The sequence below is a fragment of the Hymenobacter gummosus genome (genome assembly GCF_003970915.1).
GTDB lineage: Bacteria > Bacteroidota > Bacteroidia > Cytophagales > Hymenobacteraceae > Solirubrum > Solirubrum gummosum.
On sequence record NZ_RXOF01000018.1, the window covers coordinates 81,778 to 108,171 of the forward strand.

The 26,394-nt window shown below is 63.6% G+C and carries 23 protein-coding genes; 14 read left to right on the top strand and 9 right to left on the bottom strand.

The features are described 5' to 3' along the window. Positions 1–16: 16 nt before the first annotated feature. On the top strand, positions 17–919 hold the full coding sequence (lipA, locus tag EJV47_RS23850; RefSeq protein WP_126695721.1) for a lipoyl synthase: 903 nt from the start codon (positions 17–19) through the stop codon (positions 917–919). Between the two features lie 62 nt (positions 920–981). On the opposite strand, the gene EJV47_RS23855 is transcribed toward lipA, so the two are convergent. Together EJV47_RS23855 and EJV47_RS23860 are read right to left on the bottom strand one after the other, a co-directional pair. Further along, positions 982–1,614, bottom strand: coding sequence for a hypothetical protein (locus EJV47_RS23855; protein WP_126695722.1), 633 nt, complete (start codon positions 1,612–1,614; stop codon positions 982–984). A gap of 109 nt (positions 1,615–1,723) precedes the next feature. Next, on the bottom strand, positions 1,724–2,320 hold the full coding sequence (locus EJV47_RS23860; protein WP_126695723.1) for a DUF4136 domain-containing protein: 597 nt from the start codon (positions 2,318–2,320) through the stop codon (positions 1,724–1,726). 208 nt (positions 2,321–2,528) lie between these two features. Here EJV47_RS23860 and EJV47_RS23865 point away from each other — a divergent pair, with 208 nt between their 5' ends. Both EJV47_RS23865 and EJV47_RS23870 read left to right on the top strand, forming a co-directional pair. Continuing rightward, positions 2,529–2,822 (top strand): SH3 domain-containing protein, encoded by a 294-nt coding sequence (locus tag EJV47_RS23865; protein WP_126695724.1) that lies wholly within the window; start codon positions 2,529–2,531, stop codon positions 2,820–2,822. Between the two features lie 85 nt (positions 2,823–2,907). Further along, complete coding sequence (locus EJV47_RS23870) at positions 2,908–3,204, top strand: hypothetical protein (protein WP_126695725.1); 297 nt, start codon at positions 2,908–2,910, stop codon at positions 3,202–3,204. Positions 3,205–3,292: 88 nt separating this feature from the next. On the opposite strand, the gene gcvP is transcribed toward EJV47_RS23870, so the two are convergent. After that, the gene (gcvP, locus tag EJV47_RS23875; protein WP_126695726.1) at positions 3,293–6,220 is read right to left on the bottom strand and encodes an aminomethyl-transferring glycine dehydrogenase; all 2,928 of its coding nucleotides are present in this window, start codon (positions 6,218–6,220) and stop codon (positions 3,293–3,295) included. A 348-nt stretch (positions 6,221–6,568) separates the two neighbouring features. On the opposite strand from gcvP, the gene EJV47_RS23880 reads away from it, so the two are divergent. The 5 genes from EJV47_RS23880 (at position 6,569) to EJV47_RS23900 (ending at position 12,288) form a co-directional block, all read left to right on the top strand. Beyond that, entirely contained in the window at positions 6,569–6,877 is a 309-nt protein-coding gene (locus EJV47_RS23880) for a hypothetical protein (protein WP_126695727.1), read from the top strand. Between the two features lie 16 nt (positions 6,878–6,893). Next, positions 6,894–7,862, top strand: coding sequence for a DUF6745 domain-containing protein (locus EJV47_RS23885; protein WP_126695728.1), 969 nt, complete (start codon positions 6,894–6,896; stop codon positions 7,860–7,862). A 305-nt stretch (positions 7,863–8,167) separates the two neighbouring features. Further along, a complete protein-coding gene (locus EJV47_RS23890) occupies positions 8,168–10,021 on the top strand; it encodes a vWA domain-containing protein (RefSeq protein ID WP_126695729.1) in 1,854 nt (617 codons plus the stop codon). Positions 10,022–10,304: 283 nt separating this feature from the next. Next, on the top strand, positions 10,305–11,537 hold the full coding sequence (locus EJV47_RS23895; protein ID WP_126695730.1) for an NAD(P)-dependent oxidoreductase: 1,233 nt from the start codon (positions 10,305–10,307) through the stop codon (positions 11,535–11,537). A gap of 73 nt (positions 11,538–11,610) precedes the next feature. Then, on the top strand, positions 11,611–12,288 hold the full coding sequence (locus EJV47_RS23900) for a hypothetical protein (RefSeq protein WP_126695731.1): 678 nt from the start codon (positions 11,611–11,613) through the stop codon (positions 12,286–12,288). Positions 12,289–12,375: 87 nt separating this feature from the next. Here the strand turns inward: EJV47_RS23900 and EJV47_RS23905 are convergent, their stop codons facing one another. From EJV47_RS23905 to EJV47_RS23920, 4 genes are all read right to left on the bottom strand, one after another. Beyond that, positions 12,376–13,215, bottom strand: a complete 840-nt coding sequence (locus tag EJV47_RS23905) for a DUF1206 domain-containing protein (protein WP_126695732.1) — start codon at positions 13,213–13,215, stop codon at positions 12,376–12,378. Positions 13,216–13,407: 192 nt separating this feature from the next. Beyond that, positions 13,408–13,980: a DNA-binding protein gene (locus EJV47_RS23910; RefSeq protein ID WP_126695733.1), complete on the bottom strand. Its 573-nt coding sequence runs from the start codon at positions 13,978–13,980 to the stop codon at positions 13,408–13,410. Positions 13,981–14,093: 113 nt separating this feature from the next. Continuing rightward, positions 14,094–14,312 (bottom strand): CsbD family protein, encoded by a 219-nt coding sequence (locus tag EJV47_RS23915; protein WP_126695734.1) that lies wholly within the window; start codon positions 14,310–14,312, stop codon positions 14,094–14,096. An 85-nt stretch (positions 14,313–14,397) separates the two neighbouring features. Next, positions 14,398–15,009 carry a hypothetical protein gene (locus tag EJV47_RS23920; RefSeq protein ID WP_126695735.1) on the bottom strand — a complete coding sequence of 204 codons (612 nt, stop codon included), beginning with the start codon at positions 15,007–15,009 and terminating at the stop codon, positions 14,398–14,400. Positions 15,010–15,219: 210 nt separating this feature from the next. Between EJV47_RS23920 and EJV47_RS23925 the strand changes: the two genes are divergently transcribed. Continuing rightward, positions 15,220–16,773, top strand: coding sequence for a hypothetical protein (locus EJV47_RS23925; RefSeq protein ID WP_126695736.1), 1,554 nt, complete (start codon positions 15,220–15,222; stop codon positions 16,771–16,773). 80 nt (positions 16,774–16,853) lie between these two features. Here the strand turns inward: EJV47_RS23925 and EJV47_RS23930 are convergent, their stop codons facing one another. Then, positions 16,854–17,144, bottom strand: coding sequence for a hypothetical protein (locus EJV47_RS23930; protein ID WP_207895983.1), 291 nt, complete (start codon positions 17,142–17,144; stop codon positions 16,854–16,856). A 282-nt stretch (positions 17,145–17,426) separates the two neighbouring features. On the opposite strand from EJV47_RS23930, the gene EJV47_RS23935 reads away from it, so the two are divergent. Both EJV47_RS23935 and EJV47_RS23940 read left to right on the top strand, forming a co-directional pair. After that, a complete protein-coding gene (locus EJV47_RS23935; RefSeq protein WP_126695737.1) occupies positions 17,427–17,828 on the top strand; it encodes a hypothetical protein in 402 nt (133 codons plus the stop codon). Positions 17,829–17,922: 94 nt separating this feature from the next. Beyond that, positions 17,923–18,936 (top strand): hypothetical protein, encoded by a 1,014-nt coding sequence (locus EJV47_RS23940; protein ID WP_126695738.1) that lies wholly within the window; start codon positions 17,923–17,925, stop codon positions 18,934–18,936. A gap of 200 nt (positions 18,937–19,136) precedes the next feature. Here EJV47_RS23940 and EJV47_RS23945 read toward each other — a convergent pair whose 3' ends face one another. Further along, positions 19,137–19,661, bottom strand: coding sequence for an RlpA-like double-psi beta-barrel domain-containing protein (locus tag EJV47_RS23945; RefSeq protein WP_126695739.1), 525 nt, complete (start codon positions 19,659–19,661; stop codon positions 19,137–19,139). 381 nt (positions 19,662–20,042) lie between these two features. Here EJV47_RS23945 and EJV47_RS23950 point away from each other — a divergent pair, with 381 nt between their 5' ends. The 3 genes from EJV47_RS23950 (at position 20,043) to odhB (ending at position 26,088) form a co-directional block, all read left to right on the top strand. Next, a complete protein-coding gene (locus tag EJV47_RS23950; RefSeq protein WP_126695740.1) occupies positions 20,043–21,230 on the top strand; it encodes an L-dopachrome tautomerase-related protein in 1,188 nt (395 codons plus the stop codon). A gap of 228 nt (positions 21,231–21,458) precedes the next feature. Further along, on the top strand, positions 21,459–24,308 hold the full coding sequence (locus EJV47_RS23955) for a 2-oxoglutarate dehydrogenase E1 component (protein WP_126695741.1): 2,850 nt from the start codon (positions 21,459–21,461) through the stop codon (positions 24,306–24,308). 100 nt (positions 24,309–24,408) lie between these two features. Beyond that, entirely contained in the window at positions 24,409–26,088 is a 1,680-nt protein-coding gene (gene odhB / locus EJV47_RS23960; protein ID WP_126695742.1) for a 2-oxoglutarate dehydrogenase complex dihydrolipoyllysine-residue succinyltransferase, read from the top strand. Positions 26,089–26,394: the final 306 nt, after the last annotated feature.

Here is a 26,394-nt window from a genome sequence, read left to right on the forward strand (position 1 = left end):
CAACTACCTTTGTAGGATGGATACTCTCCTGACCTTACCCGTCATTCAGCCCGAAGCGGCTGCGCCGGCCAAGCCCCGCAAGCCCGACTGGCTGCGCGTGAAGCTGCCCGTGGGCCCAGCCTACGCCAACGTGCGCAAGCTGGTGGACGAACATAAGCTGCACACCATCTGCGAATCGGGCAACTGCCCGAACATGGGCGAGTGTTGGGGCGCCGGCACGGCCACCTTCATGATCCTGGGCAACGTGTGCACGCGCTCCTGCTCGTTCTGCGCCGTGGCCACCGGCCGCCCCAACGAGTACGACCTCGACGAGCCCCGCCGCGTGGCCGAGGCCATCATGCTGATGAAGGTGAAGCACGCCGTCATTACCTCCGTCAACCGCGACGAGCTGAAGGACCGCGGCGCCAGCATCTGGTACGAGACGGTGGTGCAGACCAAGCAACTCTCGCCCACGACGACCATCGAAACGCTGATTCCGGACGTGAAGGCCAACTGGGCCGCGCTGGACACGATGATTGCCGGCGGGCAGGAAGTGGTGTCGCACAACATGGAGACGGTGGGCAGCCTCTACCGCCTCGTGCGCCCGCAGGCCAAGTACGACCGCAGCCTGGAGCAGATTCGCCGCACCAAGGAAGCCGGCCACCGCACCAAGTCGGGCATCATGCTGGGTCTGGGTGAGCAGAAGGATGAGGTGTACAAGGCCATGGACGACCTGGTTGAAAACGGCCTCGACATCCTCACGCTGGGCCAGTACCTGCAGCCCACCAAGCGCCATATCGAGGTAGCCGAGTTTATCCACCCCGACCTTTTTGCGCACTACAGGGAAGAAGGCCTGCGCCGCGGCCTGAAGTACGTGGAAAGCGGCCCGCTGGTGCGCAGCTCCTACCACGCCGAGCGGCACGTAAACGTGCCGATTTAAGCCCTGGCTTCCCGCATAGAAAAGCCCGCTTCCGACGACCGGAAGCGGGCTTTTTCGTGGGCTTACATGCCAATGCGCTTCAGGTAGGCGTCGTTGTTGACGTAGAGCAGCAGGGCGCGCTGACCGGCGGGCACTAGCTGCAGGTTCTGCCGTACGGTGGCCAGTAGCCGCCTACTCTGCCGGCCCATGCGGTGACTCCAGAACACCACCACAGTATAATCGGCGGTGGTTTCAAGGCCTTGCAGGCGGCTGCCGCCCATGGTGCGGAAAAACGAGGCCAGCCGCGCAAACGACACGAGGCTGTCGGGCGGCGTCTGCGAGGCGGGTGGGAAATTGGCCTGGGCGTTGTCGTGGTTCCAGTTCAGGTTGGGAAAGCCACCGGCGTTGCAGTTGACGAAGTACGATACCAGCCGGCCAGTCCGATCAAAGTACAGTACCTGCAGCGGCTGGGCGTGAAGCTGCAGCGTTGGGGCCTGCGGGGTGGGCTGGCGGCGCAGGAAAGTGTAGTAACTGGTATCGAGGGCGAGGCTCGTTGCCGGACTGAGCCCAACGCCGTAATCCTGGGCATACTGCCGCACCAGGGCAAAATCGACGGTTTCGGGCGTGCGGCGCAGGCCGTAGAGGGCGCTACAACCAGCTAGGCCGGCACTCAGCAACGGGGTGAGAAAGAGCGTGAGTCTGCCGGACGGGAGCATAGGTGCAGAGATTTTGCCGGCAAGGTAGGTGGCCGCGGCGGCAATGCGGCGCATAAAAAAGCCTCGTCCCGGCAGGACGAGGCTTTCGGAGTAAAACCACCCCCGCGGCTTAGCGGCGGGCGGTATTTTCATTGGGCGGGAAGCTGCCCAGCACGCCCGTCACCAGGCGGTCCACTTCGGGCTCCGTCAGGGTCTGCTGGTCGACCTGGCTCTGGCCGTAGCCGCGCCACACCAGCTCCTTGCGCTTGGCATCCACGAAGTCGATAATGACGTTGCCGGCTTTGTAGTCCTGCACGGTCTGGTAAGGGCCGCGGCCCCAGCCGTACCAGTAGGGGTAGCCGTAAGGGCCGTAGTAAGGCGTGGCGGTGCGCTGCTTATCTTCCACGCGGGCCGAGTAGGCCACGTACACGTCGGGGTTCTTGTCCACCTTGCTTAGGCCCTTGCGGGTCAGCTCGGCTTCCAGGGAGCGGCGCATGCGCTGGTCGAAAAAGGAGTTGTAGCCTTTGGCCGGGCCGCCCTCGGCGTCGGCGGGCTGCCCGGGGTACCAGGCCCAGGTCTTGTAGGCCCGGAAGTTCACGGCGTGGTCGAAATCGGTGCTAACGCCCACGCGGGGTACGGAGGCGCAGCCGGTGGCACCCAGCACCAGGCTCAGGCCCAGCGCCGCCAGGGCTACCGGGCGGGAAAACAATTGAGTGAAGCGTTTCATGTCAGTAAGGCGGATTGGAAAAGCCCGCTGCGCAGGCCGCCGGAGGGCGGTTTGCGGGGCTGTTTTATCAACAATGCCGCCCCCTGGCTCGTTCCCTTTTTATTGCATTCTGCGGCGGGCATGGCAGCATAGAAAGCCAATTTTATTTTGATATAGTGCAGCTAATGTCCATATTAGGAGTCCTATCCGCCCCGCTGCCTTCCCACCCATGCTTCACCTGTTGCTTACTACCGCCCTGTTGCTGGGCGCCGCTGGCTTTGGACCGGCCCGTGGCCAGATTCCGCCCCTGGCCCAGCCGCCCGTAGAGCGTACCACCGGCACTACCTGCGGCCTGTACGCCCGCCCCAGCTCCCAGGCGCCTATGCTTACGGTGGTGCCGCCCGGCACGCTGGTGCAGGTGGTGGATTCGAGCAGTAAGGCGCATTTTGTGCGGGCCGTGTTCAGCAAAAACGGCAAGACCGTGTCGGGTTACCTGTTCCGGGCCTGCCTGGCCACACCTTAGAAAAATTATTTGCCCCATTGTCTCAAGGGGAAAGGGTAGGTGGCGCGTCTGTATTTTGCTATATTCCCGACGTAATCCACCCTCTATGAACAAACCTGTACTCTTCGTTTCGCTGCTTTTGCTGGCCGCTTGCAGCGCCGCCAAAGACGACGGCTCGGCCAGCCGCAGCAACAAGGCCCCGGTAGCCCACAACACCGTGGTCGACTGCACCCTCTACGACGGCATGAAAAAAGAATCGGCGCAGCTCATGGTCATTACTTCGGGCACCGAAGTACAGGTCATGGACACCGTCGACCAGTACTTCGTGAAAGTACGCGCTACCAACGCCGGCAAAACCGAAACCGGCTACATGTACCGCACCTGCTTCAAGGGCAAGCGGTAGCTGCCGTCATCAGTCCCCAACACCTGAAACGACAACGGCCCGGAACCTACTGGTTCCGGGCCGTTTGCCTAAGCGGGTTAGCCGCTGCTTAGTACGAGGGGCCTTTGTCCGTCGGCACCAAGTGCTCTTCCTGGTCGGCGTAGGCTTCGATGGGCGTGCAGGCGCAAATCAGGTTCCGGTCGCCGAAAGCCGAGTCGATGCGCGACACCGAGGGCCAGAACTTGTAGCGGCGGGCGAAGTCGGTGGGGTAGGCGGCCTGCTCGCGCGAGTAGGGGCGCGTCCACTCCTCGTGCAGCAGCACGGCGGCGGTGTGCGGGGCGTGCTTCAGCAGGTTGTCCTTGGCGTCGGCGCGGCCTTCTTCCACTTCGCGGATTTCCTGGCGGATCTTGATCATGGCCTCCACGAAGCGGTCCAGCTCCTCCTTGCTCTCCGATTCCGTCGGCTCCACCATCAGCGTGCCCGCTACCGGGAACGACACGGTGGGTGCGTGGAAGCCGTAGTCCATCAGGCGCTTGGCAATGTCTTCCACCTCGATGCCGGCCTTTTTGAAGTGGCGGCACTCCAGAATCATCTCGTGGGCCACGCGGCCCTGGGCGCCGGTGTAGAGCACCGGGTAGTGCTCCTCCAGGCGGGCCTTGAGGTAGTTGGCGTTCAGAATAGCCGTCTGCGTGGCCGCCTTCAGCCCTTCACCGCCCATCATGGCAATGTAGGCGTAGCTGATCGGCAGGATGCTGGCCGAGCCCCAGGGCGCAGCCGACACGGCGCCGCCCGAGCGGCCGTCGGCGTCGACGACCACGTGGCCGGGCAGGTAGGGGGCCAGGTCCTTCACCACGCCGATGGGGCCCACGCCGGGGCCGCCGCCGCCGTGCGGGATGCAGAAGGTCTTGTGCAGGTTCAGGTGGCACACGTCGGCGCCGATGTTGGCCGGCGAGGTGAGGCCCACCTGGGCGTTCATGTTGGCGCCGTCCATGTACACGCGGCCGCCGTGCTCGTGAATCAGGTTGCAGATGTCGATGATGCTTTCCTCGTACACGCCGTGCGTCGAGGGGTAAGTCACCATCAGGCAGCTCAGGTTGGCCGAGTGCTTTTCGGCTTTTTCCTTGAGGTCCTGCAGGTCGATTTCACCCTGCTCGGTGCTCTTCACCACCACGATGTTCATGCCGCACATGGCCGCCGACGCGGGGTTGGTGCCATGGGCCGAGGCCGGAATCAGGGCCACGTTGCGGTGATGGTCGCCGCGGGCTTCGTGGTAGGCCTTGATAACCAGCAGACCGGCGTACTCGCCCTGGGCGCCCGAGTTGGGCTGCAGCGAGACGGCGTCGAAACCAGTGACTTCGCACAGCCAGGCTTCCAGGTCGCGGAAGATTTCGGCGTAGCCCTGAGCCTGCTCGCGCGGGGCGAAGGGGTGGAGCTGACCGATTTCGGGCCAGGTTACCGGAATCATCTCGGCCGTGGCGTTGAGCTTCATAGTGCAGGAGCCCAGCGAAATCATCGAGTGCGCGAGGCTCAGGTCCTTGTTCTCCAGCTGCTTCATGTAGCGCAGCAGCTCGTGCTCGGCGTGGTGGGTGTTGAACACCGGGTGCGTCAGGAACTCCGAGGTGCGGATCAGCTCCGTGGGCCAGGTCAGCTCCAGGTCGGCCGGGGCTTCTACTACTTCGGCAGCCGTGGCTGCGGGCTTGCCCAGTACTTTGGCGAAGGCGCGCAGGATGTCGGCCACGTCGGCGGCTTCAGCCTTTTCGTGCAGCGAGATGCCCACGTTGGCCTCCGCGAAGTAGCGCAGGTTGATGCCCTGGGCTTCCAGCTCGGCTTTGAGGGCCTGCTGCAGCTCCGGGCTTTCCAGCGTCAGGCTGATGGTGTCGAAGTAGTTCTCGACGTTCAGCGTGAGGCCCAGCTCCTGCAGGCCAGCGGCCAGCTGGCGGGTGAGCAGGTGCACGTTGGCGGCAATCTGCTTCAGGCGCTCGGGGCCGTGGTACACGGCGTACATGCCGGCAATAACCGACAAGAGCACCTGCGCGGTGCAGATGTTCGAAGTAGCTTTTTCGCGGCGGATGTGCTGCTCCCGGGTCTGCAGGGCCATGCGGTAGGCCTTGTTGCCGGTAGCGTCCACGCTCTGGCCGATGATGCGGCCGGGAATCACGCGCTTGTAGGCGTCCTTGGTGGCCAGGAAGCCGGCGTGCGGGCCGCCGTAGCCCAGCGGCACGCCGAAGCGCTGCGAGTTGCCCACCACGGCGTCGGCACCCATTTCGCCGGGCGCCTTGAGCAGGGTGAGGGCCAGCAGGTCGGCGGCTACGGCCACGAGGATGCCGTTGGTGTGGGCCTGGCTGATGAAATCGGTGTAGTCGAACACCTCGCCGTCGGCGGCGGGGTACTGCACGATGGCGCCGAACACGGCCTCGTCCGAGAGGTCGGCCGTGCGGTGGTCACCGACAACGAGGTCGATGCCCAGCGGCGTGGCGCGGGTGCGCAGCACGTCGATGGTCTGGGGCAGCACCTGCTCCGAGACGAAGAACTTGGTGGCGTTCTTCTTCTTGGTCAGGCCGTGGAACATGTGCAGGGCCTCGGCGGCGGCGGTGCCCTCGTCGAGCAGGCTGGCGTTGGCAATTTCCAGCCCGGTCAGGTCGATGACCATGGTCTGGTAGTTGATCAGGGCTTCGAGGCGGCCCTGGGCAATTTCGGCCTGGTAGGGCGTGTAAGCGGTGTACCAGCCGGGATTCTCCATGATGTTGCGCAGAATCACCGGGGGCAGCCAGGTATCGTGGTAGCCCAGGCCGATAAAGGAGCGGAACACCTTGTTCTGGCCGGCAATCTGCTTGAACCGATGCAAAAACTGCCGCTCGGTGAGGGCGGCAGGCAGGTTCAGCTCGTGCTTGAGGCGGATGCGGGCCGGCACGGTTTCATTGATGAGCTGGTCGACCGACTCTACGCCGATGGTGTGCAGCATCTCGGCCACGGCGGCGGCGTCGGGACCGTTGTGGCGGTCAACGAATACGTCGGCGGGCTTGAAAGACAACTTCATACGGGAAACGGATGGTTGGCGGGAAATAGGCCCTGGGTTTAGGCCCTAACAAAGGTAGCCCGAAAAGGCTTCACGCTTAAACCATTCCGCCGCGAAAAAGTGCCGGGCCGCCTGCTGCCTGGGCCCGCCTTCCGCGGCAGTGCTGCCGGCCCCAATGCGCCGGGTGTTGCCGGAAGTCGACTGTTCTGCTAGCTCTTTGAGAAACAGGGCCTTGCTGGCTAGGTGCGAACAAAGGCTGGTAACGCAGAACATTTTGCTAAATAATTTAGTATATTAGCATAGCAATCAGCCACTGGTAAGCGCCTTGCGAGTGGCTGTGCTCGGATTTGTCACCTAACTGTTTTAGCAATGAACACTCCGCTCTACCGCCACGGCGACGTCCTGATCGGGGCCGTGGCCGCGCTGCCCGCCGGCGCCGTGCCCCAGGCCGGGCTCATCCTCGCCCACGGCGAAGTCACCGGCCACACCCACCGCATCCGCGAAGCCGGGGCCGCCCGGCTCTTTAATCACGGCCGGATGATTTACTTGCAGGTCACCGCGCCCGCGGCCACGCTCGTACACGAGGAGCACCGGCCCATCACCCTGCCGATGGGGGTGTACCGCGTCTGGCAGCAGCGCGAGTATTCGCCCGAGGCCATCCGCACGGTGGTCGACTAACCCAAACGCCCGCGCCATGTTCCGCATCAACGCCCGCGGCCGCCATCCGGCCCGCCCCGCCACCCCGACGACGTCCGCGCCACCCGCCGCCGAGCCGCAGCCCGCCGCGCCCCTGGCTCAGGAGCCGCTGCCGGCGTACCTGCGCCCGGCCGCTGCGCTGCCCGCTGGCGCGGTGCTGACGGTGGCGCCCGACCAGGTGCGGGCCTTGCTGCTGGCGGGGCGGGTGCCGGCGGCGCTGGTGGTAACTGGCCCGGTGCGGCTGCGCGGCGAAACGCGGCTGCGGGAGCTGCCCACTTCGCTGGAATGCACCCAGCTCGACGTGCGTGACTGTCCGAACCTGGAGCTGCTGCCCGACCGCCTGCGGGCCGTGAACGTGCGCGCCTCCGGTACGGCCGTGCGCGAAGTATCGGGCGACTGGCTGGTGCGGGAACACCTGGATTTGAGCAACAACCCGCGCCTGAACCGGCTGCCGGAGCGCCTTACCACCCGCTCCCTCGACGTGAGCAACTGCCCGCAGCTGCGGCAGCTGCCCGCCGGCCTGCACCTCACGCACTGGCTGGAAGTGGCCGGCAGCGGCCTCAGCGGCCTGCCCGCCGGCCTGCGCGTGCCCCTGCGCTGGCAGGGCACGTCGGTGGACGAGCGCACTGCCTTCCGCCCCGACGAGCTGCGCGCCATCGACTTGCTGCAGGTGCGCAACGTCACGCACCGCCGCGTGCTCATCGACCGCATGGGCCTGGAGCGCTTCGTGCAGGAGCTGGGCGGCCTGGTACTCGACCGGGACCGGGACGCGGGCGGGGAGCGGCAGCTGCTGAGCGTGCCCCTCACCGACGACGAACCCATTCACGCCCTGAAGGTGATTTGCCCCTCCACGGGCCATAATTACGTGCTGCGGGTGCCCCCGCACATCCGCACCTGCCGCCGCGCGGCCGCCTGGCTGGCCGGCTTCGACAACGAGCAGGACTACCGCCCGATTATCGAAACCTGAGCCGTGGGTGTAGCGCGGGCTTAAGCCCGCGTCCGCTTGGCCGAAATCGTTGAAGGATAATCGTTCGGACGAAGAAAGGTACTATCTGGCAAACGCGGGCTAAACCGCAGGAAGGCGAAGCCAAGCCCGCGCTACAGTTGTGGGCCTCTCACTTGGTTATATAGTAATAGCTCTATTTCCTCCGAAATACCGTTCTTGGCCGCGCTACGGTCGGGTTTAACTCCCGGCCCGGCCGTTCGTACCTCAAAACTGAACCGTTTCTGCCCGAAACGGCTACGTCTCTTTTCCACCCCAACACCTTGCCCATGCAGATTACCCAGCAACCTGCCCAGGCCGTGCTGCTCGAAAACACGGCCGACACCACCAGCCTGCTGCTGAGCTTCCGCGAAGACGTGCCCAACCCCCAGCGCCGCCCCCTGAACGTGGCCATCGTGCTGGACCGCAGCGGCTCGATGGCCGGCGTGCCCCTGCGCTACGCCCAGCAGGCCGCCGCCAACTTCGTCGACCGGCTGCAGCCCGAGGACCGGCTGAGCATCGTGGTGTACGACGACCAGGTAGATACCCTGCTCGACGCTCAACTCGTCACCGACAAGGACGCCATCAAGCGCATCATCGGCGGCATCCGGGCCGGGGGCCTCACCAACCTGAGCGGCGGCTGGCTGCGCGGCTGCGAGCTGGTGGCCAAAAATATCAAGGACAGCCAGGTAAACCGCGTGCTGCTGCTCACCGACGGGCAGGCCAACGCGGGCATCACCCAGTCGAAGGTGCTCATCAGCACGGCGTCGAAAAAGGCCGAGGAAGGTATTTCGACCACCACGCTGGGCTTCGGGGAGCATTTCGAGGAGGATTTGCTGATCGGTATGGCCCGCGCCGCCGGGGGCAACTTCTACTTCATCCAGTCGCCCGACGACGCGGCCGAGGTGTTTGCCGCCGAGCTGGACAGCCTCAAGGCCGTGGCCGCCCAAAACCTGACCGTGACCCTGACGCCCGTAGCCGGGGTGAAGGTGGAGGATGTGCTGAGCCTGGCCCGCACCGAGCCCCAGGCCGGCGGCCAGCTGCTGGTGCGCCTCGGCGACGTGTTCGAGAATGAGGACAAGCTGCTGGGTATCCAATTGAGCATTCCGGCCCTGAAAGCCGGCCCGCACGAGTTGCTCAAGGTCAGCTTCCGGGCCGACGCCATTCGCAACGGCGCCGTGGAAGCCGTCAGCGGCGAGTACACGGTGACGGTAACGGCCGGCGCCATCGAGGCCGTGGCCGCCGCGGCCGACACTCGTGTGACGCTGGATCTGGCCCTGCTGCGCATCGGGCGCGACAAGGAGCGGGCCGTGGACCTGGCCGACGCCGGCCAGCACGCCGAGGCCGAAGCCCTGCTGCGGCAAGTGGTGAAGGACCTGACGGCCGCCGGCCTGCACGAGCACTTCGAAATAGCCGAGGAAATCGACCAGATTACCCACTACGCCGAGCGCATTGCCAAGCGCCACCTCGACAACGCCAGCCGCAAGGAGCTGCGCGACCAGGCTTTCCAGGGCCGGCAGGCGCGCCAGAGTCTGTCGGGCCGCGGCGTGAGCGTGGACGCGGCGGCCTACGCGCTGCCGGTGGTGCAGGACGCCGCGGCGGGCGGCGTGGAGCTGGCCTGCTTCCGCGAGGGCGGCAAGCTGCGCATGAAAGTCATCAGCGACGGGTACGCCGACCTGAACGTGCAGTTCCCCCGCGACCTGCGCGCCGAGGGCGCCCACTACCTGGTGGAGGCGCTGGAAACCAGCCAGGACGGCACCTTCTACCGGGCCAAGGGCACCATCACCCGCCTCGTGCGCCCCGGCGAAACCGACCCGCTGGCCGGCCGCTCGGCCGGTGGCAGTGGCCGCAGCCGCTCTAGTAGCAGCGCATCGACTTCGGTAGCGCGTACGCCCAAGACGCTGGCTGATCTGCAGGAAACCGACACCGTGGGCAACGGCATCCTGGTGCAGGTGGTGAAGGACAAGAGCAAGCTGCGCGCCCGCGTGGTCAGCGACGGTTTTGAGCCGGACTGGAACATGCGCTTCCCCCGCGACATCCGCCAGGAAAACACGCTCTACGTGGTCGACCACGTGAACACCGCGCCGGACGGCAAGTCCTACATTGCCAGCGGCGACATCAAGCGCTTCGTCCAGCCGACGTAGGACGGCTGGTTTGTCTAGAACGTCATGTCGAGCTTGTCGAGACATCTCGCGTGCTGACGTCGGATAGCATTCGACTCGTTCAACGAAAAGATTAGTCTCCGAGCGAGATGTCTCGACTTCGCTCGACATGACGTTCTATTGTAGTAGATGACTTCAACGGCCCCGCCCGACCCGGCGGGGCCGTTTGCGTTGCTACCATTCGGTTAAGCCGGGCGGGGCTGCGGAGTCGCTCCGGGCAAAAATTCTAGTTTTGCCTTTTCCCCACCTGACTCTGCATTCCCCCATGACTACCCTCAAGCTTGGCCTTATCCGCGAAGGCAAAATTCCCGTTGACCGCCGCGTGCCGCTCACGCCCAAAAAGTGCGTGGAAGTGCAGCAAACCTGGCCCCAGGTGCAGATGGTGGTGCAAAGCAGCGACATCCGCAGCTACTCGGATAAGGAGTACCAGGATCTGGGCATTGCGGTGCAGGCCGACGTGACGGACTGCGACATCCTGCTGGGCGTGAAGGAAGTGCCTGTGGAGCAGCTGATTCCCAGCAAGACTTACCTGTTCTTCTCCCACACCATCAAAAAGCAGCCGGCCAACCGTAAGCTGCTGCGGGCCGTGCTGCAGAAAAACATCACGCTCATCGACTACGAGGTACTGACCAATGCCAAGGGTGAGCGGATTGTGGCGTTTGGCTACTGGGCCGGCGTGGTGGGCGCCTACAACGGCCTGCTCACCTACGGCCGCAAGCACGGCCTGTACCAGCTGAAGCCCGCCTACCTCTGCACCGACCTCGACGACATGCAGGAGGAATACTTCAAGGTAAAAGCCCTGCCGCCCATCAAGATTGCCGTGACGGGCTCGGGCCGCGTGGCACAGGGGGCCATCCAGGTGCTCGACAAGATGGGCATCCGGCGGGTGAGCGTGTACGATTACCTCTACCTCGACTTCGCCGAGCCGGTGTACACCCAGCTGCGCTCCTCCGATTACAACGCCCGCCAGGACGGCCGCGTGTGGGATACGCCCGATTTCCACCAGCACCCAGAAGAGTACCTGTCGACGTTTGGCAAGTTCTTGCCGGTGACGGACCTGCTCATTGCCTGCGCCTACTGGGACCCGAAAGCCCCGCGCCTGTTCAGCGAAGAAGACACCTGCCAGCCCAACTTCCGCATCAACACCATTGCCGACGTGACCTGCGACATCGACGGGAGCATCCCCGTGACCAAGCGCAGCAGCAGCATCCCCGAGCCGGCTTTCGACTACAACCCAACCACCGGGGAGCTGGCCGAGGCCTACTCGCACCCGCTGAACCTGACCGTCATGGCCGTCGACAATCTGCCCTGCGAGCTGCCGCGTAACGCCAGCCGGGACTTCGGCCGCCAGCTTATCGACAACGTCTTCCCCCACCTGTTCGGTCCCGACCCCGACGGCATCATCGAGCGGGCCACCATTGCCCGCGCCGGCCAGCTCACGCCCCGCTACGAGTACCTGCGCGACTACGTGGGCGCGGATGTGCTGGCAACCTCGTAGCCCAAAGTAGGCTCTTACGGGTAGAAATCATCCCCTGCTACCGTTACTGGAGTAGCTGCAAAGAGCCTATCCGATGAGACAATTATGGTACTTGGCTCTGCTACCGCTGTTGGCAGTGCAGTGTCGCAAGGAGGAAGAGGCGGCCGTCACGCCGCTGCCAGCCGGGCTACAAGCGTACGCCTACTTTCTGCCTGGTACCTACTGGATCTACCGCGATTCGGCCAGCGGCCAGCTCGATAGTGTGTGGGTCACCAGCGCCCGCACTTGGGTGCATAGCACCAAAGACCGCAACCGCGTGTACGGTCGTAATGAAGAGCTGGAAGTACAAATGGCTTCTAGCTCCTCGACTGCTAAGATTACGTACACGTCTCAGCGTACCTGTATAGGTATTCCTGATTCAAGCACATTTAGCGGCAGCGATAATGACATTGTTCCCTGCTGGCTGATACACCAACACCGCGCCAATGATTTCGCAACCGCCTCCGCTGTGGTGTTTGCTTATGCGCTACGGGTAGGGCAGCCGGAGTTGAACGGCGCTGCTTACCGTTACCGACTGCCGCAACGGCTCAGTGGCGGCCGCACATTCGAGCAGGTGGTGTCAGTAACAACTCGGGACGGTGACCTAGCTACGCGAGCTGGTTTCCTTACGCGCTATTGGTGGGCCAAAGGGCTAGGAGTGGTACAGCAGCGCCAATACCGTTCAATCGGCGTTCAGACCTGGACGCTGGTTCGGGAGCATATCCTGCAGTAAACCGGACTCGTGCGTAAAGCAATGCGGGCGGGAGATTAGGAATTATCAACTCCTAATCTCCCGCCCTCTCAAACTCTTACCCTAAAGCTAGACTCCTTTCAGAATCGGGTACTTGGCGCGCACCAGCATGTACAGCCCGTAGGCCACCATGCCCAGCGCCACGATGAGCAGCGGGCCGCGGCCCATAGCGGCCAGCAGGTCGAAGGCGCCTTCGGTGTCCTGGGCTTCGGCGGCGTTGGAGTGGCGGGCGGCCTGTACCAGGAAGTAGCCCACGATGCCCCAGACGATGCCCCGGGCCGTGTAGCCCAGCTGCCCCATGCGGTACACCAGGCGCTGCTGCCCGGCCGGCAGCTGGCTGTGGTTGACGTGCTTGGCAAACGAGCCCGAGTAAGCCCGAATCAGCTGGTACGCGCCGATGCCGATAACCGTGAGGCCAATGGCGCCCACCAGCCAGGCGCCGTAGTCCTGGGCCAGCAGCGTGGCAATAAACGACTGACGGGTGTTGCCGCCGCCCGCGCCGGCCGTGGTGTTTTCCAGGGCCGCTTTGCCGGCCACGTAGGCCAGCACCGCGTAGCCCAGGGCCGAACTCGCGTAGCCAATGCGCGTCACAATGCCCTTGGCGTCATTGCCCTTGCCTTCGGTGTCGCGGATGGCCTGCACGAAGCGCCACACCACGTAGCCGGCCAGCCCGAAGGCCACCAGGCCCAGCAGCCAGCGGCCCAGGGGCATGTCCTGCACGGTTTGCAGCACTTGTTGCTTGTCGGCAGTGCGGCCGCCGCTCAGGCCGGTGGCGGCCATGACGGCCAGCACGCCCAGGATGCAGTACACCACGCCCTTGGCCGCGAAGCCGAAGCGGGCCAGCGTGCGGATGCCCTCCGACGGCGAGGTGGGCAGGTGCGCCGGAATGTGAGAAGAAAGAGTTGCCATAATGAGGTCGGTGCTAGGTTGGTATCAGCGGCATACGCAGCTCATCGGCTGAAAGGTTAGGCCGGGGGCCGCCGGAGCGCATAGCCCTAAGCGCATATTCCCCGGCGCGCCTGCAACAATACCCTGCCACCGCTACCCGGAATCGGAGGAGGATGCGCCGGCCAACAGGCGCGCTACCAGCCCCGAGGACTCCTAAGCCGGATGGCCGCCGTGCCCCAGAGCCAAGCGGGGGGAGAATACTCGGGCTCCTAAGTCCAGCAAGGGCTGATTCTCGGGCAAATCCAGCGTCAGGATGGGCTTGTTGAGCAACTGCTCCTGGCGCAGCAGCCGGTCGAGGTTGCCGCCGGGCGTGAGAAAGGGAATAAAAAACCGGTCGGCCAAATCGGCTATCAGCAGGTTGCGGATGTCGGCTGTGTCCTGGGTGACGGTTTGCACGGCCGGCTCGAAGGGCGTGACAAACAGCAGCCGCCCGGCCGTCACCGGCACTTCGTACTCGAAGCGGGTGCTGGGCTGAATGCCCCGGCCCAGCACCTGGATGATCGGCTGCCAGTCGCCCTGCAGCAAAAAGCGCAGCACGTGCTGCTCCAGCTTGGAATGAAAGCCCGACAGCACGCACTGACCGCGGTAACGCTGCTCCATGGCCCACAAAAACGTGGGCCGCTCGATGTCCGGCGGGTAGTTGCGCGAGCAGAAAAAGGCCGTTTTGGGTAAGCGCAGCAGCGCCTTATTACCCAGGGTGTATAGCTCTTGCGGATTGGTATACATAACCGGTACGGGGAGCGGACGGGGGCAGTACCGACCGCAGATTACCATAAAAAAACCGTCCTACAACTGAATGTAGGACGGTTTTGGAAAATATTGATGCTGATGCAGTTCTGCTAGAACGTGCGGCGGAACCAGTTCTTGATATCGTCGATGGTTTCGCCGGTTTTTTCCTGCAAACGCCCGAACCACTCGTCCTGGCGGCCTTCCTCGTAGGTCAGGTCGTCGTCGGTGAGCTGGCCCCACTTCTGCTTGGTCTGGCCTTTGATTTCGTTCCAGTTGCTACGGGCCCGCAGTTCGGTGCTGTCGTCGATGTTATTGTTATTCAGGTCCATGAGTGAAAAGGTGTTTTGGGTGGTAGTGTGGAGCTTGTACGTACTGCCGAGCTTGGGGTTGTGGTCCGCAGCTTCGGGCTGCCGCCTAACCTGCGCTGAAGCCGCTGAGCAGTACCGCCAGCACCGCTATCAGCGTGCCGAATGTGGCGACGGTGCCCACGCCCCAGCCCAGGGCCGCCTTGCCCATGCGCTTGCCCTGGGCTTTCTGAGTGTAGCCGCGACGGTAATCGGCGTCGCGCAGCAGGGCCGGCTGCGGGGCCGTGGCGTGCAGCCGTTCCTGGTTGGCCTTGGTAGCGCCCACCGCCACGGCTCCACCGGCCCCGGCCACAAAGCCGAGCACGCCAGTGAAGGGCATTAGGGTAATGGGGGCCACCGTACCCGCGCCCACGCCCATCCAGAACACGCCCTTGCCCGGGCGGTAGTGGCGCTTGGCGTCGTCGCGGCCCAGGCGCCGCCGCTCGGTAGCCGACAGGCCGCGCAGCGCCGACAAGGAAGTATCGGGGGCGGCTGCGCGCAGCGTCAGCGTATCGGTGCGCAGCGTGTCTGCGGGCCGTGCAGCTTCAGCCAGGGCAGATAGGGTAGAATCAGCGGCCAGCATTGGCGGAAGGGATGCGGCGGCTAGGGTGGAGTCGGGCAGCTGCTGGGCGCCGGCCAGGGTGGGGAGGGCGAGGAGCAGAGCGAGCAGGGCGTTTTTCATGGCAGGAGGGAGGCAGGTGAAGTCAGCAGCAAAGTTGCCGTACGAATCCAGTCCCGTCGGGACGAAATACCATACATTCTGACTTTACGAGCAGAGCAGAAATACTCGTTATTGGTTGGTCGGCTCACATTTTCATGTGAGGACAAGGACATCAGCCTCTGGCGGCCGGTACTGGCAAACCCAGGTCCGGCGCCGTAGCTTAGCAGCACTATGGATGACTTACGTACTACCCTCGCTACATTCTCGCCCGACGACCGGAAGGAGTTCCTGCGCTTTCTGCAGCGGCAGCGCCGCAAGGAGAAGGGCCGCAAGGACGCCCAGCTCTGCGAGCTGCTCTGGCACCGGGAAGATTACAGCACGGCCGAGCTGCTGGCCCGCCTCTATCCGCCCGACGACCCCAACGCCACCGCCTACTACGCCCTGCGCAAGCGCCTGCTGCGCCAGGTGACGGATTTTCTGCTGCTGAAGCAGCGCGACCGGGACCTCACCGCCGCCAGCACCGTGCGTGGGCAGCTCAGCCTGGCCCAGTACCTGTTCGACGCCGACATTCCGCGCCTGGCCTGGGCTACCCTGCGCAAGGCCGAAAAGCTGGCCCAGCAAAACGAGCAGTACGAGCTGCTCAACACGGTGTACAACCTCCAAATCGAGCACGCCCACGGGGAACACGCCGAGCCGCTGGACGAAATCATTCGGCGCCGCAACCGCAACAAGCCCGCGGCCGAGGAGGAAGAGCGGGCCGCCATTGCCTACAGCCTTATGCGTGCCCGCCTGCGCCAGGCCCGCACCCAAGGCCGCTCCGGCGGGGCCTCCTTCGACCAGATTATGCAGGACATCCTGCGCGAGTACGACCTGCAGGAAGCCTTTGCCCGCCGCCCGTCCCTGCTCTACCGCCTGCTGTCCATTGCCCGCTCGGCCATGCTCGTGCGCCGCGACTTTGCCTCCTTCGAGCCCTTCGTGCGGCGCTGCTACCACCTGATGGAAAAGCGCCACGGCTTCCAGGCGGCCCACCGCGAGTACCAGCTTGGTTTGCTCTACATGATTGCCCACGCCCTGTACCGCAACCGCCGCTTCACCGAGTCGGTGGAGTACCTGGAGCAGCTGCGGGGGCTGATTGACAGCGGCCCGCGCTCCTTCCACAACGAGTTTTACCCGCGCTACATCTTCCTGCTGGCCGCCAACCTGGCCTTCCAGCGCCGCAACACCGAAAGCATCCGCCTGCTCGAGGAGCTGCTGCGCACCCACAACCTCAACCCCCGCGACCAGCTGACCGGCCGCCTGGGCCTGGGCTTCCACTACTTCGCCGAAGGCCAGTACCAGCGTACTGCCCAGACGCTGCTGGCCATCGGCCGCTCCGACCACTGGTGCGAGGAGAAAATGGGCGTGGAGTGGCTGCTCAACAAAAACCTGGGCGAGCTGCTGACCCAGCTGGAAATGGGCAACGCCGACGTGGCCACTCACCGCCTGCGCGCCGTGGAGCGCCTCGTGCGCGACCGGTTCGGCAACGACGGCGGCAACTACCGCTACGTGCTCAGCTACCTGGCCCTGGTGCGCGACATCCTCGACGACCCGGCCGCCGCCAACCGCCCGGCCTTTGCTGCCCGTGTGGCCGAAATGCCGCGCTTTCTGCCCCTGGAGCGCGAGGATTTGCAGGCCATGAGCTTCTACGCCTGGCTGCGCGCCCGCATGATGAACCGGCCTTACTACGACGTGCTGATGGAAGTAGCCGCCGCCCCGGTGGCGCCGGCCGTGCCGGCGGCAGTGTAGCACGGTCCGAAAGCAAAAAAGTCCGTTCCTGAGCTCAGGAACGGACTTTTTTATGCTTGGACTAAGCTGAGTCCTTACGACTACTGCTTCGGGGTTTCTTCTACTACGCCGTTGGCGGGCTGGTTTTTCACCACGGCGGTGTCGCCTTTCTCGGGGGTAGTGGCTTCGTTGGCTTCCTGCTTGATTTCGGCAGCGGCGTTGTCAGCGGCGCCTTCTACGGCGTTACCAGCGGCGTCCACGTTGGCGGCGGCGTCGTTGGCGGCGCTTTCAGCGGTGGCTTCGGCGTTATCCTGGGTTTTCTCGCTGCAGGAGGTGGTAGCAAAAGCGGCGAAAGCGGCTACGGTCAGCAGGGTTTTGAAGGTCATTTTCATCGTTGTCGGTTGTTTTGGTGGCTTGAATGGCCCTTGATACCGCCCAGGTGCCGGAGGTAACCCGTCAACGTCTGCGCGGCGCCGGTGAGAGCGAAGCGGCTGCAGTGAGCGGCCGCAAAAGAAACAAGCTGGGCGGCCACCGAAGGGCGCAAACGGTCACGGCCAGCGGGCTTGGAACAAAAAGCGCAGGCGGTGCCGCGGACCTCAACTTTTTGGCAGCACCCAAAGTATATGCAGGCAGCCGCCGCCCTTGTTCAACCTGCTTTTTTCCTCCCCGGACCCATGGATTCGCTTACGCCCACTCCCGCCCACACGCCCGATTTTCAGGTGCCCATGGAAGTTACTGACGGCCAGCATTCGGCCCTGATCGACGATACCCTGGCTTTGCTGAACGAAGGCGTACCTACCCAGGCCAACCAGTACGGCCTGACTGAAATCGACCGGTGGGCTGCCGTGCTCGAAGCCAGCGAAAAGCCGGGCCTGGCCAAGATTATTCAGGAGCTGCGCAATCTGCGCGAGCAGCTCACCAGCCCCGACGCCGACGCCCACGGCATTGCCGAAATCCTGGCCACGCTGGGCGCCGAAACCGGCAAGGTGGCCTCCGAAGCCAGCGCCGGCTACGGGCCGCCCTTGGCCCAGCTCGGCAAGCTGCTCATCAAGCTGGGCTCCTCGCTCTCGCGCTAGCCCCCGAAACCACCCGGCCCGCCGCCGGTTATACGCTGCCCGCCGCTGCCGAACTTGCCGTTCGGGTGCGGCGGGCAGCGTATTTTTGCATTCTATGGCCGCTTCTTCCTCGCCCGACCTCACCCTCTACGACCCCTTCGCCCGCATGCAACTGCTGGCGCCGGTGTGCTTCCTCTGCGGCACTCCCGTCGACCCGGCCCGCGACAACGTGCCGGTCTTCGCGCCCTGGCTGCTGGAGCGTTACGGCCTGGCCGACAAGGAAATTCGCCTGCTCGACCAAAGCACGACCACTTTCGGCGAGCTGATGATTCCCTGCTGCCCGCGCTGCCACCAGCAGCACGTCGGCGCCCTGGAAGACCGGGTGGAGGCCGCCACCGCCGACGACCCCGCCGGCCTGCGCCAGCTTGATGAGCAAACGATGTTCTTGTGGCTGGGCAAGATGTTCTACGGCATCTTCGTGAGTGAGCTGGTGCGGGAGCAGGAGCCGCTGATTAAGCCGCGCTACCCGCTGGCTGAAAACCGCCAGCTGTTCAGTCGCTTCCGCTCGTTTTTCCAGGTGCTGCAGGCTCTGCGCGTGCGCATGGAGTACGACGACTTCACGCCCGGCTCCGTGTTCATTCTCGACGTGAACTTGGGCCCCGACGAACCCGAGTTTGCCTACGACGACGACCTGGCCACCATGGTGTTCAGCATCCGGCTGGGCCGCGTGGCCATCATCAGCTGCTTGCTCGACAACGACATGCTGCGCCACGTGATGCAGCGCGTGTACGAAGATGCCCGTGCCCGGCCCCTGCACCCGGTGCAGCTGGCCGAGTTTAAGGCCCGGGTGTACTACGGCGCCTACCTCATCAGCGCCATCCCGGAGTTCTTCCCCCGCCCCGTGAAGCCCGGCGACCAAGTGCTGGTGATGGATACCTTCCTCGACGACGTGACCGGCTCGGTGTTTAACCCCTGGGACAATATGGCCTACGCCCAGACGCTGGAGGAGCTGTGGCTGCCCTGGAAAATCGACCTGCGTACCATCCTGCAGAACCCCCGCGAGCCGCTGAGCTACCTCTACGATGCTGACGGCTACCCCCGTACCATCGCGGAGTTTCCGGTAGCCTAAGCGGCCAGTCAGCCCCCTTAAGGGCTCGGCCCTGCAGCTGCGGCAATACGCCGCGGCCGCAGGGCCGAATGCTTTTCGGCAGACCATACCCCTGCCAACCAGCCCGTGGTGGGGCGGTCGGGCGGTAACGGCCCGGAAATTAGGTAGTAGCCAGCCGTTTATTGCCGGTGAAAAGTGCCCGTACTGAAAGGAGGATACGCTTAGCCTGCCTGCCACTCCGGCGCGGGCGCTGGGCGCTCAGGCACAGGCCGAATGCGGACGTCGGTCCAACGTCCGTAAAAATCTTCGTGCTTGCCCACGAGCAAATCGATGCCGTGCTTGAAGCGGCGGTTCATCGTATCGTGGATAATGTAAGTGCCGTCCAGCTCAGCCGAAATGCCGCTAACCTGAACGGAGTCGCCGAAGGCGAAGGGGCCACCCCACTTCTCCAGCAGGTCGCGCGAAAGGGCAATCCAGCGGATTTTACTTGAAGCGTGGGCGGGGATGCGGGAATTGTCCGCCGTGACGAGCGGCTCGTCGTCGGTTTGGCGGGCGTCGGCCATATAAATGGTGGCCGTGACGCGGTAAGTGGGCAGCTTTTGGGGTGGATGATAAGCTACCGCCGGAGCTGGCGCGGGATTCACTGCTACCACGCGCGGCGCCAGGTGCGCGGTGGGCAAGTGCCGGGGAACGGAAGGAGTGGGGGTGGGGAGGAACAGGTACAGCAGAAAAAGGGCTATAGACATGACGTTTAGGTTCGTGCACGCCCACTTTCACCTGGGGCGGTTAAGGTCCGGCCGTCACGCGGTCGGGAAATCATATGAGTGAAGGAGGCCCGTTTGGCCTGACTTGCCGGGTTCAGAGTTGGTTAAGGTAGTGGATTGTTTTATTAATGCAATATTAATTGTTGTATAAGTTATATAAATAAGCTTCTGGCGTAGACAAAGCCAGGAAAGAAGTCGTTAAACGACCCATTGGTTGAAAGGTTAGTGCCGAGCTAACGTGGTGGGCCGACCACCCGCGCAAATAGTCCAACGTGGAGAAAAAACACCCGTAGTAGGGTTGGCTGCCAGTAGCTGGTGGCCGCTGCAACCTACTTTTTCCTGCCCCAAAACACCACATTGCATATGCGCTGCTTCGCTACTTCCGCACGGGCCTTGATAGGGCCCGTGCTCTTCACCGCCGCGCTGGGCGCCTGCAACTCCGGGGGCGACAAAGGTACGGCTTCTGGCGCAAACGCGCCGGCCGACTCCACCGCCACCCCGGCGGCAAGCCCCGCCGCGCCGGCTAACTCGCCGCTGCAAGTCGTTGGCGAACTGCAGGAACCGCAGTTCGTGGGCGTGGCCGTGCTGCCCGACCAGCGGGTGCTCATCGTGTCGCCGCGCTGGGACGATAACCCCGTCAACCCCATTGCCATCCTGGGGCCCAACAATACCGTGCAGCCCTACCCCGATGCCCGCTGGTGCATGTGGAACGACTCGGTGAAAAACGAGCCGGCCAAGCACTGGATTTGCCCGCAGGCCGCCACCGTCGATAAAACCGGCATATTGTGGGTGCTCGACCCGGCCGCGCCCGGCCTGAAAACGGTGGTCAACGGCGGCGTGAAGCTGGTCAAGATTGACCCCAAGACCAACAAGGTGGTGCAAACCATCGTGTTCGATAAGCAAGCCGCGCCCGAGAAGTCCTACCTCAACGACGTGCGTATCGACAACGAGCACAACTACGCCTACATTACCGAATCGGCGCAGGGCGGTATTGTGGTGGTTGACCTCAAGACGCAGAAGGCCCGCCGGCTGCTGGCCAACCACCCCTCGGTGAAGCCCGAGGACATTCAGCTGGTGGTGGAAGGCAACCGGATGACCGACCCGCAGGGCAAGCCCATGCGCATTGCCTCCGACGGTATTGCCCTGAGCCATGATAACCAGTTCCTCTACTACCACGCCCTCACCGGCCACACCCTCTACCGCATCCCGACGGCCGCCCTGCGCAACCCGGCGCTGAGCGAGGCGCAATTGGGCCAGCAAGTGGAAAACCTGGGCCGGACGCCCGCCACCGACGGCATGGAAATCGACCAGGCCGGCAACGTGTACATCACAGCCTTCGAGCAGAACGCGCTGGTGCGCCGCACGCCCGACGGCAAAATTGAGGAGGTGGTGAAAGACCCGCGCCTGCAATGGCCGGATACCTACTTCATCACGCCTGATAAGCAACTGTATGTGACGACCTCGGCCATCCACAAAACGCCGACTTGGAACAAGGGCGTCAGCAAAAAGGACCAGCCTTACCGCGTCCTTAAAATGGCCCTGCCGCAGTAGCAACAACGGCCTTGGTAGGAATCCTAACGGCCTGCCCAACTTTGGGCAGGCCGCTGCGTTAGGAAAATTCTTTTCTTGCGAATTATCAGCGGTATGGGCGTGGTGAGCAACAACAGAAGTTGGTTGTTAGTTGTTGTGTTTGATAGACAGGCTTATTCGTGTATGCGAATATGAATTTGTGCCTGGCGGAATACACCTTACATTTGCTTTCCCACCATAGCCGTTTACATGGACGCATACTCCTATATCGCCAACGCGCATGGCGACTACATTGACCAGCTCTACCAGGCCTACAAGGCTGACCCGGAATCGGTAGACTTCGGCTGGCGCAAGTTCTTCGAGGGCTTCGATTTCTCGCAGACCTACCCGGAAGACGGCGCGGAGCAAGCCACCGGCACCGGCGTGCTGACCAAATCGGCCTCCACGCTGGGCACCACCGCCATTGCCCCCTCCGATTCGGTTTCGGCCGACAAGGAAACGGCGGTGCGCAACCTTATTCACGCCTACCGCAGCCGTGGCCACCTCGTGGCCCGCACCAACCCGGTGCGCGAGCGGAAAGACCGGAAGGCGCGGCTCAACCTCTCGGATTTTGGTCTGAGCGAAGCCGACCTCGACACGACCTTTAAGAACGGTGAGCTGCTGGGCCTCGGCAGCGGCGCCAAGCTGCGCGACATCATCGACGCGCTGCAGAAGATATACACTCGGACCATCGGGTTCGAGTATATGTACATCCGCGACCCGCAGGTGCTCGACTGGTTCCGCAACAAAGTGGAGCGCGACTCGCTGAGCTTCAACCCCGGCGTGGAGTATAAGAAGCGCATCCTGAGCAAGCTCAACGAGGCGGTGGTGTTCGAGAACTTCCTGCACACGAAGTTTCTGGGCCAGAAGCGCTTCTCGCTGGAAGGCGGCGAAACCACCATTCCCGCGCTGGACGCCATCATTCAAAAGGGTGCCGAGCTGGGCGTGGAGGAAGTCATGATTGGCATGGCCCACCGCGGCCGCCTCAACGTGCTGGCCAACATCATGGGCAAAACCTACGAGCAGATTTTCTCGGAATTCGAGGGGACGGCCGTACCGGACCTGACCATGGGCGACGGCGACGTGAAGTATCACATGGGCTACTCCTCGGAAGTGGACGCGGCCGGTGGCAAGAAAGTGAACCTGAAGCTGGCCCCCAACCCCTCCCACCTGGAGGCGGTAAACCCGGTGGTCGAAGGCTTCGTGCGCGCCAAGCTGGACCACCAGTACGGCGGCGACTACAAGAAGGTAATGCCCATCCTGATTCACGGCGACGCCGCCGTGGCTGGCCAGGGCATCGGTTTTGAGGTGACGCAGATGTCGCAGCTGGAAGGCTATAAGTCGGGCGGCACCCTGCACTTCGTCATCAACAACCAGGTGGGCTTCACCACCGACTTCGAGGACGCCCGCTCGTCGATTTACTCGACGGACCTGGCCAAGATCATCGATGCGCCGGTGGTGCACGTGAACGGCGACGACCCCGAGGCCGTCGTGTTTGCGGTGCAGCTGGCGACCGAGTACCGCCAGCAGTTTCACGCCGATATCTTCATTGATATGGTGTGCTACCGCCGCCACGGTCACAACGAGTCGGACGAGCCGAAATTCACCCAGCCGGCCCTCTACAACATCATCTCGAAGCACCAGAACCCGCGCGAGGTGTACAACGCCACGCTGGTGCAGCGCGGCGACGTGGACAAGGAGCTGGCCAACCAGATGGACCGCGAGTTCCGCGACCTGCTGCAGGCCCGCCTCGACATGGTGAAGCAGCAGCCGCTGCCCTACAAGTACCAGCCCTTGGAAAACGAGTGGCGCAGCCTGCGCCGCGCCACGGCCGAGGACTTTAATAAGTCGCCGGAGACGGGCGTGAGCGAGGAAGTGGTGCAGAAAGTGGCCAAGGCCCTGACCACGATTCCGGAAGGCTTCAAGCCCATCAAGCAGATTGAGAACCTGCTGAAGGAGCGCAACAAGATGTTCTTCGAGACGCGGGTGCTCAACTGGGCCGCCGGTGAACAGCTGGCCTACGGCTCCTTGTTGCTCGAAAACCACATCGTGCGCGTCAGCGGCCAGGACGTGCAGCGCGGCACCTTCTCGCACCGCCACGCCGTATTACACGACGCGGTGACGTCGGCGCCGTACACGCCGCTGAATCACCTGGAAGGCGCCACCGAGCAGCTGCACATCTACAACTCGCTGCTGAGCGAGTACGGCGTGCTGGGCTTCGAATTCGGCTACGCCATGGCCAACCCCACGGCGCTGGTTATCTGGGAAGCCCAGTTCGGCGACTTCGCCAACGGCGCCCAGACGATGATTGACCAGTTCATTTCGTCGTCGGAAAGCAAGTGGCAGCGCATGAACGGCCTGGTGATGCAGCTGCCCCACGGCTACGAAGGTCAGGGCCCGGAGCACTCCAACGCCCGCCCCGAGCGTTTCCTGCAGCTCTCGGCCGAGCTGAACATGGTGGTGGCCAACATCACTACGCCCGCGAACTTCTTCCACCTGCTGCGTCGTCAGCTGGCGTGGTCGTTCCGCAAGCCCTGCGTGGTGATGTCGCCCAAGTCGCTGCTGCGTCACCCGCTGTGCGTGTCGCCGGTGGAGGAATTCACCTCCGGCGGCTTCCGCGAAGTGCTCGGCGACACCTACGCCGACCCGAAAAAGGTGAAGCGCGTGCTGCTGTGCTCGGGCAAGGTGTACTTCGATTTGCTCGAAGAGCAGACCAAGTCGGAGCGCAAGGACGTGGCCATCGTGCGCCTGGAGCAGCTGCACCCCTTCCCGCAGGTGCAACTGGCCGAGGAGCTGAAGAAGTACCCGAAAGCCGAGCTGATCTGGGTGCAGGAAGAGCCCGAAAACATGGGCTACTGGAACTACATGCTGCGCTTCATGCGCCGCGAGCTGGCCGACGTGGTGGCGCGCAAGCCCTCCGCCTCGCCCGCTACCGGCTACAACAAAGTGCACGTGCAGGAGCAGAAGCAAATCGTGGCCCGCGCCTTTGAGCTGCCCACTGCCGCTGTGGCCGATAAGAACATCAAGACTACGGCCGAAGTAGCCAAGAAGCAGGACTAAACGAGTCCGCGCCGTTCGCGCGACGACGCGGGCGGCGCGGCTACATTCCGCTCCGGCTTTCTAACTTCCCACCATCGACATCATTCCCACCAGCTAGTACATGGCTCTGGAAATCAAAATACCCGCCGTCGGCGAATCCATCACCGAAGTCACCATCGCCAAGTGGCTCAAGAAAGACGGCGAGGCCGTCAAGCGCGACGAAGTCATTGCCGAGCTTGAGTCGGATAAGGCTACGTTTGAACTGCCCGCCGAGGGCGACGGCACGCTGAAAATCCGCGTGGCCGAGGGCGAAACCATCGGCATCGGTACCGTCATTGCCGAAATCGGTGGCGACGGCGCAGCGGCTGCGGCGCCGGCAGCTCCTGCGGCTGCTCCGGCCGCGGAAGCTCCCAAGGCGGACCCCGTCAGCAAAGGCGAAGAAAACCCCACGGCCAGCGACCAGGCCGGCTACGGCGGCACGCCCGCTGGTGGCGCGGCGGCTGGTACTCCTCCCGCGGCAGCAGCTCCGGCGGCTGGCGGCGGCAGCGGCGAAACCAAAGAAATGAAGATTCCGGCCGTAGGTGAGTCCATCACCGAGGTGACCGTGGCCAAGTGGCTGAAGCCCGACGGCGCTACGGTAGCCCAGGACGAGGTCATTGCCGAGCTGGAATCGGACAAGGCGACGTTTGAGCTGCCCTCAGAAGCGGCTGGCGTGCTGCGTCACGTGGCTAAAGAAGGCGAAACCATCGGCATCGGCGCCGTTATTGCCCGCATCGAAGGGGCTGGCGCGGGTGCTCCGGCAGCTGCCCCCGCCGCGGCGCCGGCCCCGGCCGCTGCTGCCGCTCCGGCTGCGCAGGCAGCTACCAGCAGCGCGAATACCTACGCTTCGGGCACGCCTTCGCCGGCGGCCGGCAAGATTCTCGACGAGAAAGGCATCAACGCCGCTGGGGTGCAGGGCACGGGCCGCGACGGGCGTATCACCAAAGAAGACGCGCTGAAGGCCCAGCAGCAAGCCGCTCCGGCCCCGCAGGCGGCTCCGGCTGCCAAGCCGGCCGCAGCGCCTGCTGCTGCTCCGGCCGAAGCCCCGGCTGCCAGCGGCAACCGCAACCAGCGCCGCGAGCGGATGTCGAACCTGCGCAAGACGGTGTCGCGCCGCCTGGTGGCGGTGAAGAATGAAACGGCCATGCTCACCACTTTCAACGAGGTGAACATGCAGCCCATCATGGACCTGCGCAACAAGTTCAAGGACAAGTTTAAGGAGAAGAAGGGCGTGGGCCTGGGCTTCATGTCGTTCTTCACCAAAGCTGTGTGCGTGGCCCTGCAGGAGTGGCCGGCCGTGAATGCCCAAATCGACGGCACCGACATCGTGTACAACGACTTCTGCGACATCAGCATCGCCGTATCGGCCCCGAAAGGGCTAGTGGTGCCGGTGATTCGCAACGCCGAGCAACTGTCGTTCGACGGCATCGAGAAGGAAATTGTCCGCCTCGCCACGCTGGCCCGCGACAACAAGCTGACTATCGAGCAGATGACCGGCGGCACGTTTACCATCACCAACGGCGGCGTGTTCGGCTCGATGATGAGCACGCCCATCATCAATGCGCCGCAGTCGGCCATCCTGGGCATGCACAATATCGTGCAGCGTCCCATTGCCGAGAACGGGCAGGTGGTTATTCGCCCGATGATGTACCTGGCCCTGAGCTACGACCACCGCATCATCGACGGCCGCGAGTCGGTGTCGTTCCTGGTGCGCGTGAAGGAGCTGCTTGAAGACCCGACCCGCCTGCTGCTGGGCGTGTAAGTGAGCTTCATACGCTGCGCAAAAGCCGCGTCTCCGGTTTCGGGGGCGCGGCTTTTGTTATTTAGGCAAGAAGCAGTCCTGCCCGCCCGGATTTTGGGTCGGCGCTATGCAGTAGTATTATATACAGGAGTAGAATCGTAAGTTAGGCCTTGCTCAAGCCGGGTGGTTTTGTCCGTTTTTGGGAAATCAAAAGCCGGTATTTATACCGATATGGGAAAGTGAAGCATTGGAAATATCTTATACAGGGTTCATGAAATAAGATTTTTTACGGAACATGACAGGTTAAGCGGCAGATAATCAGGGGCG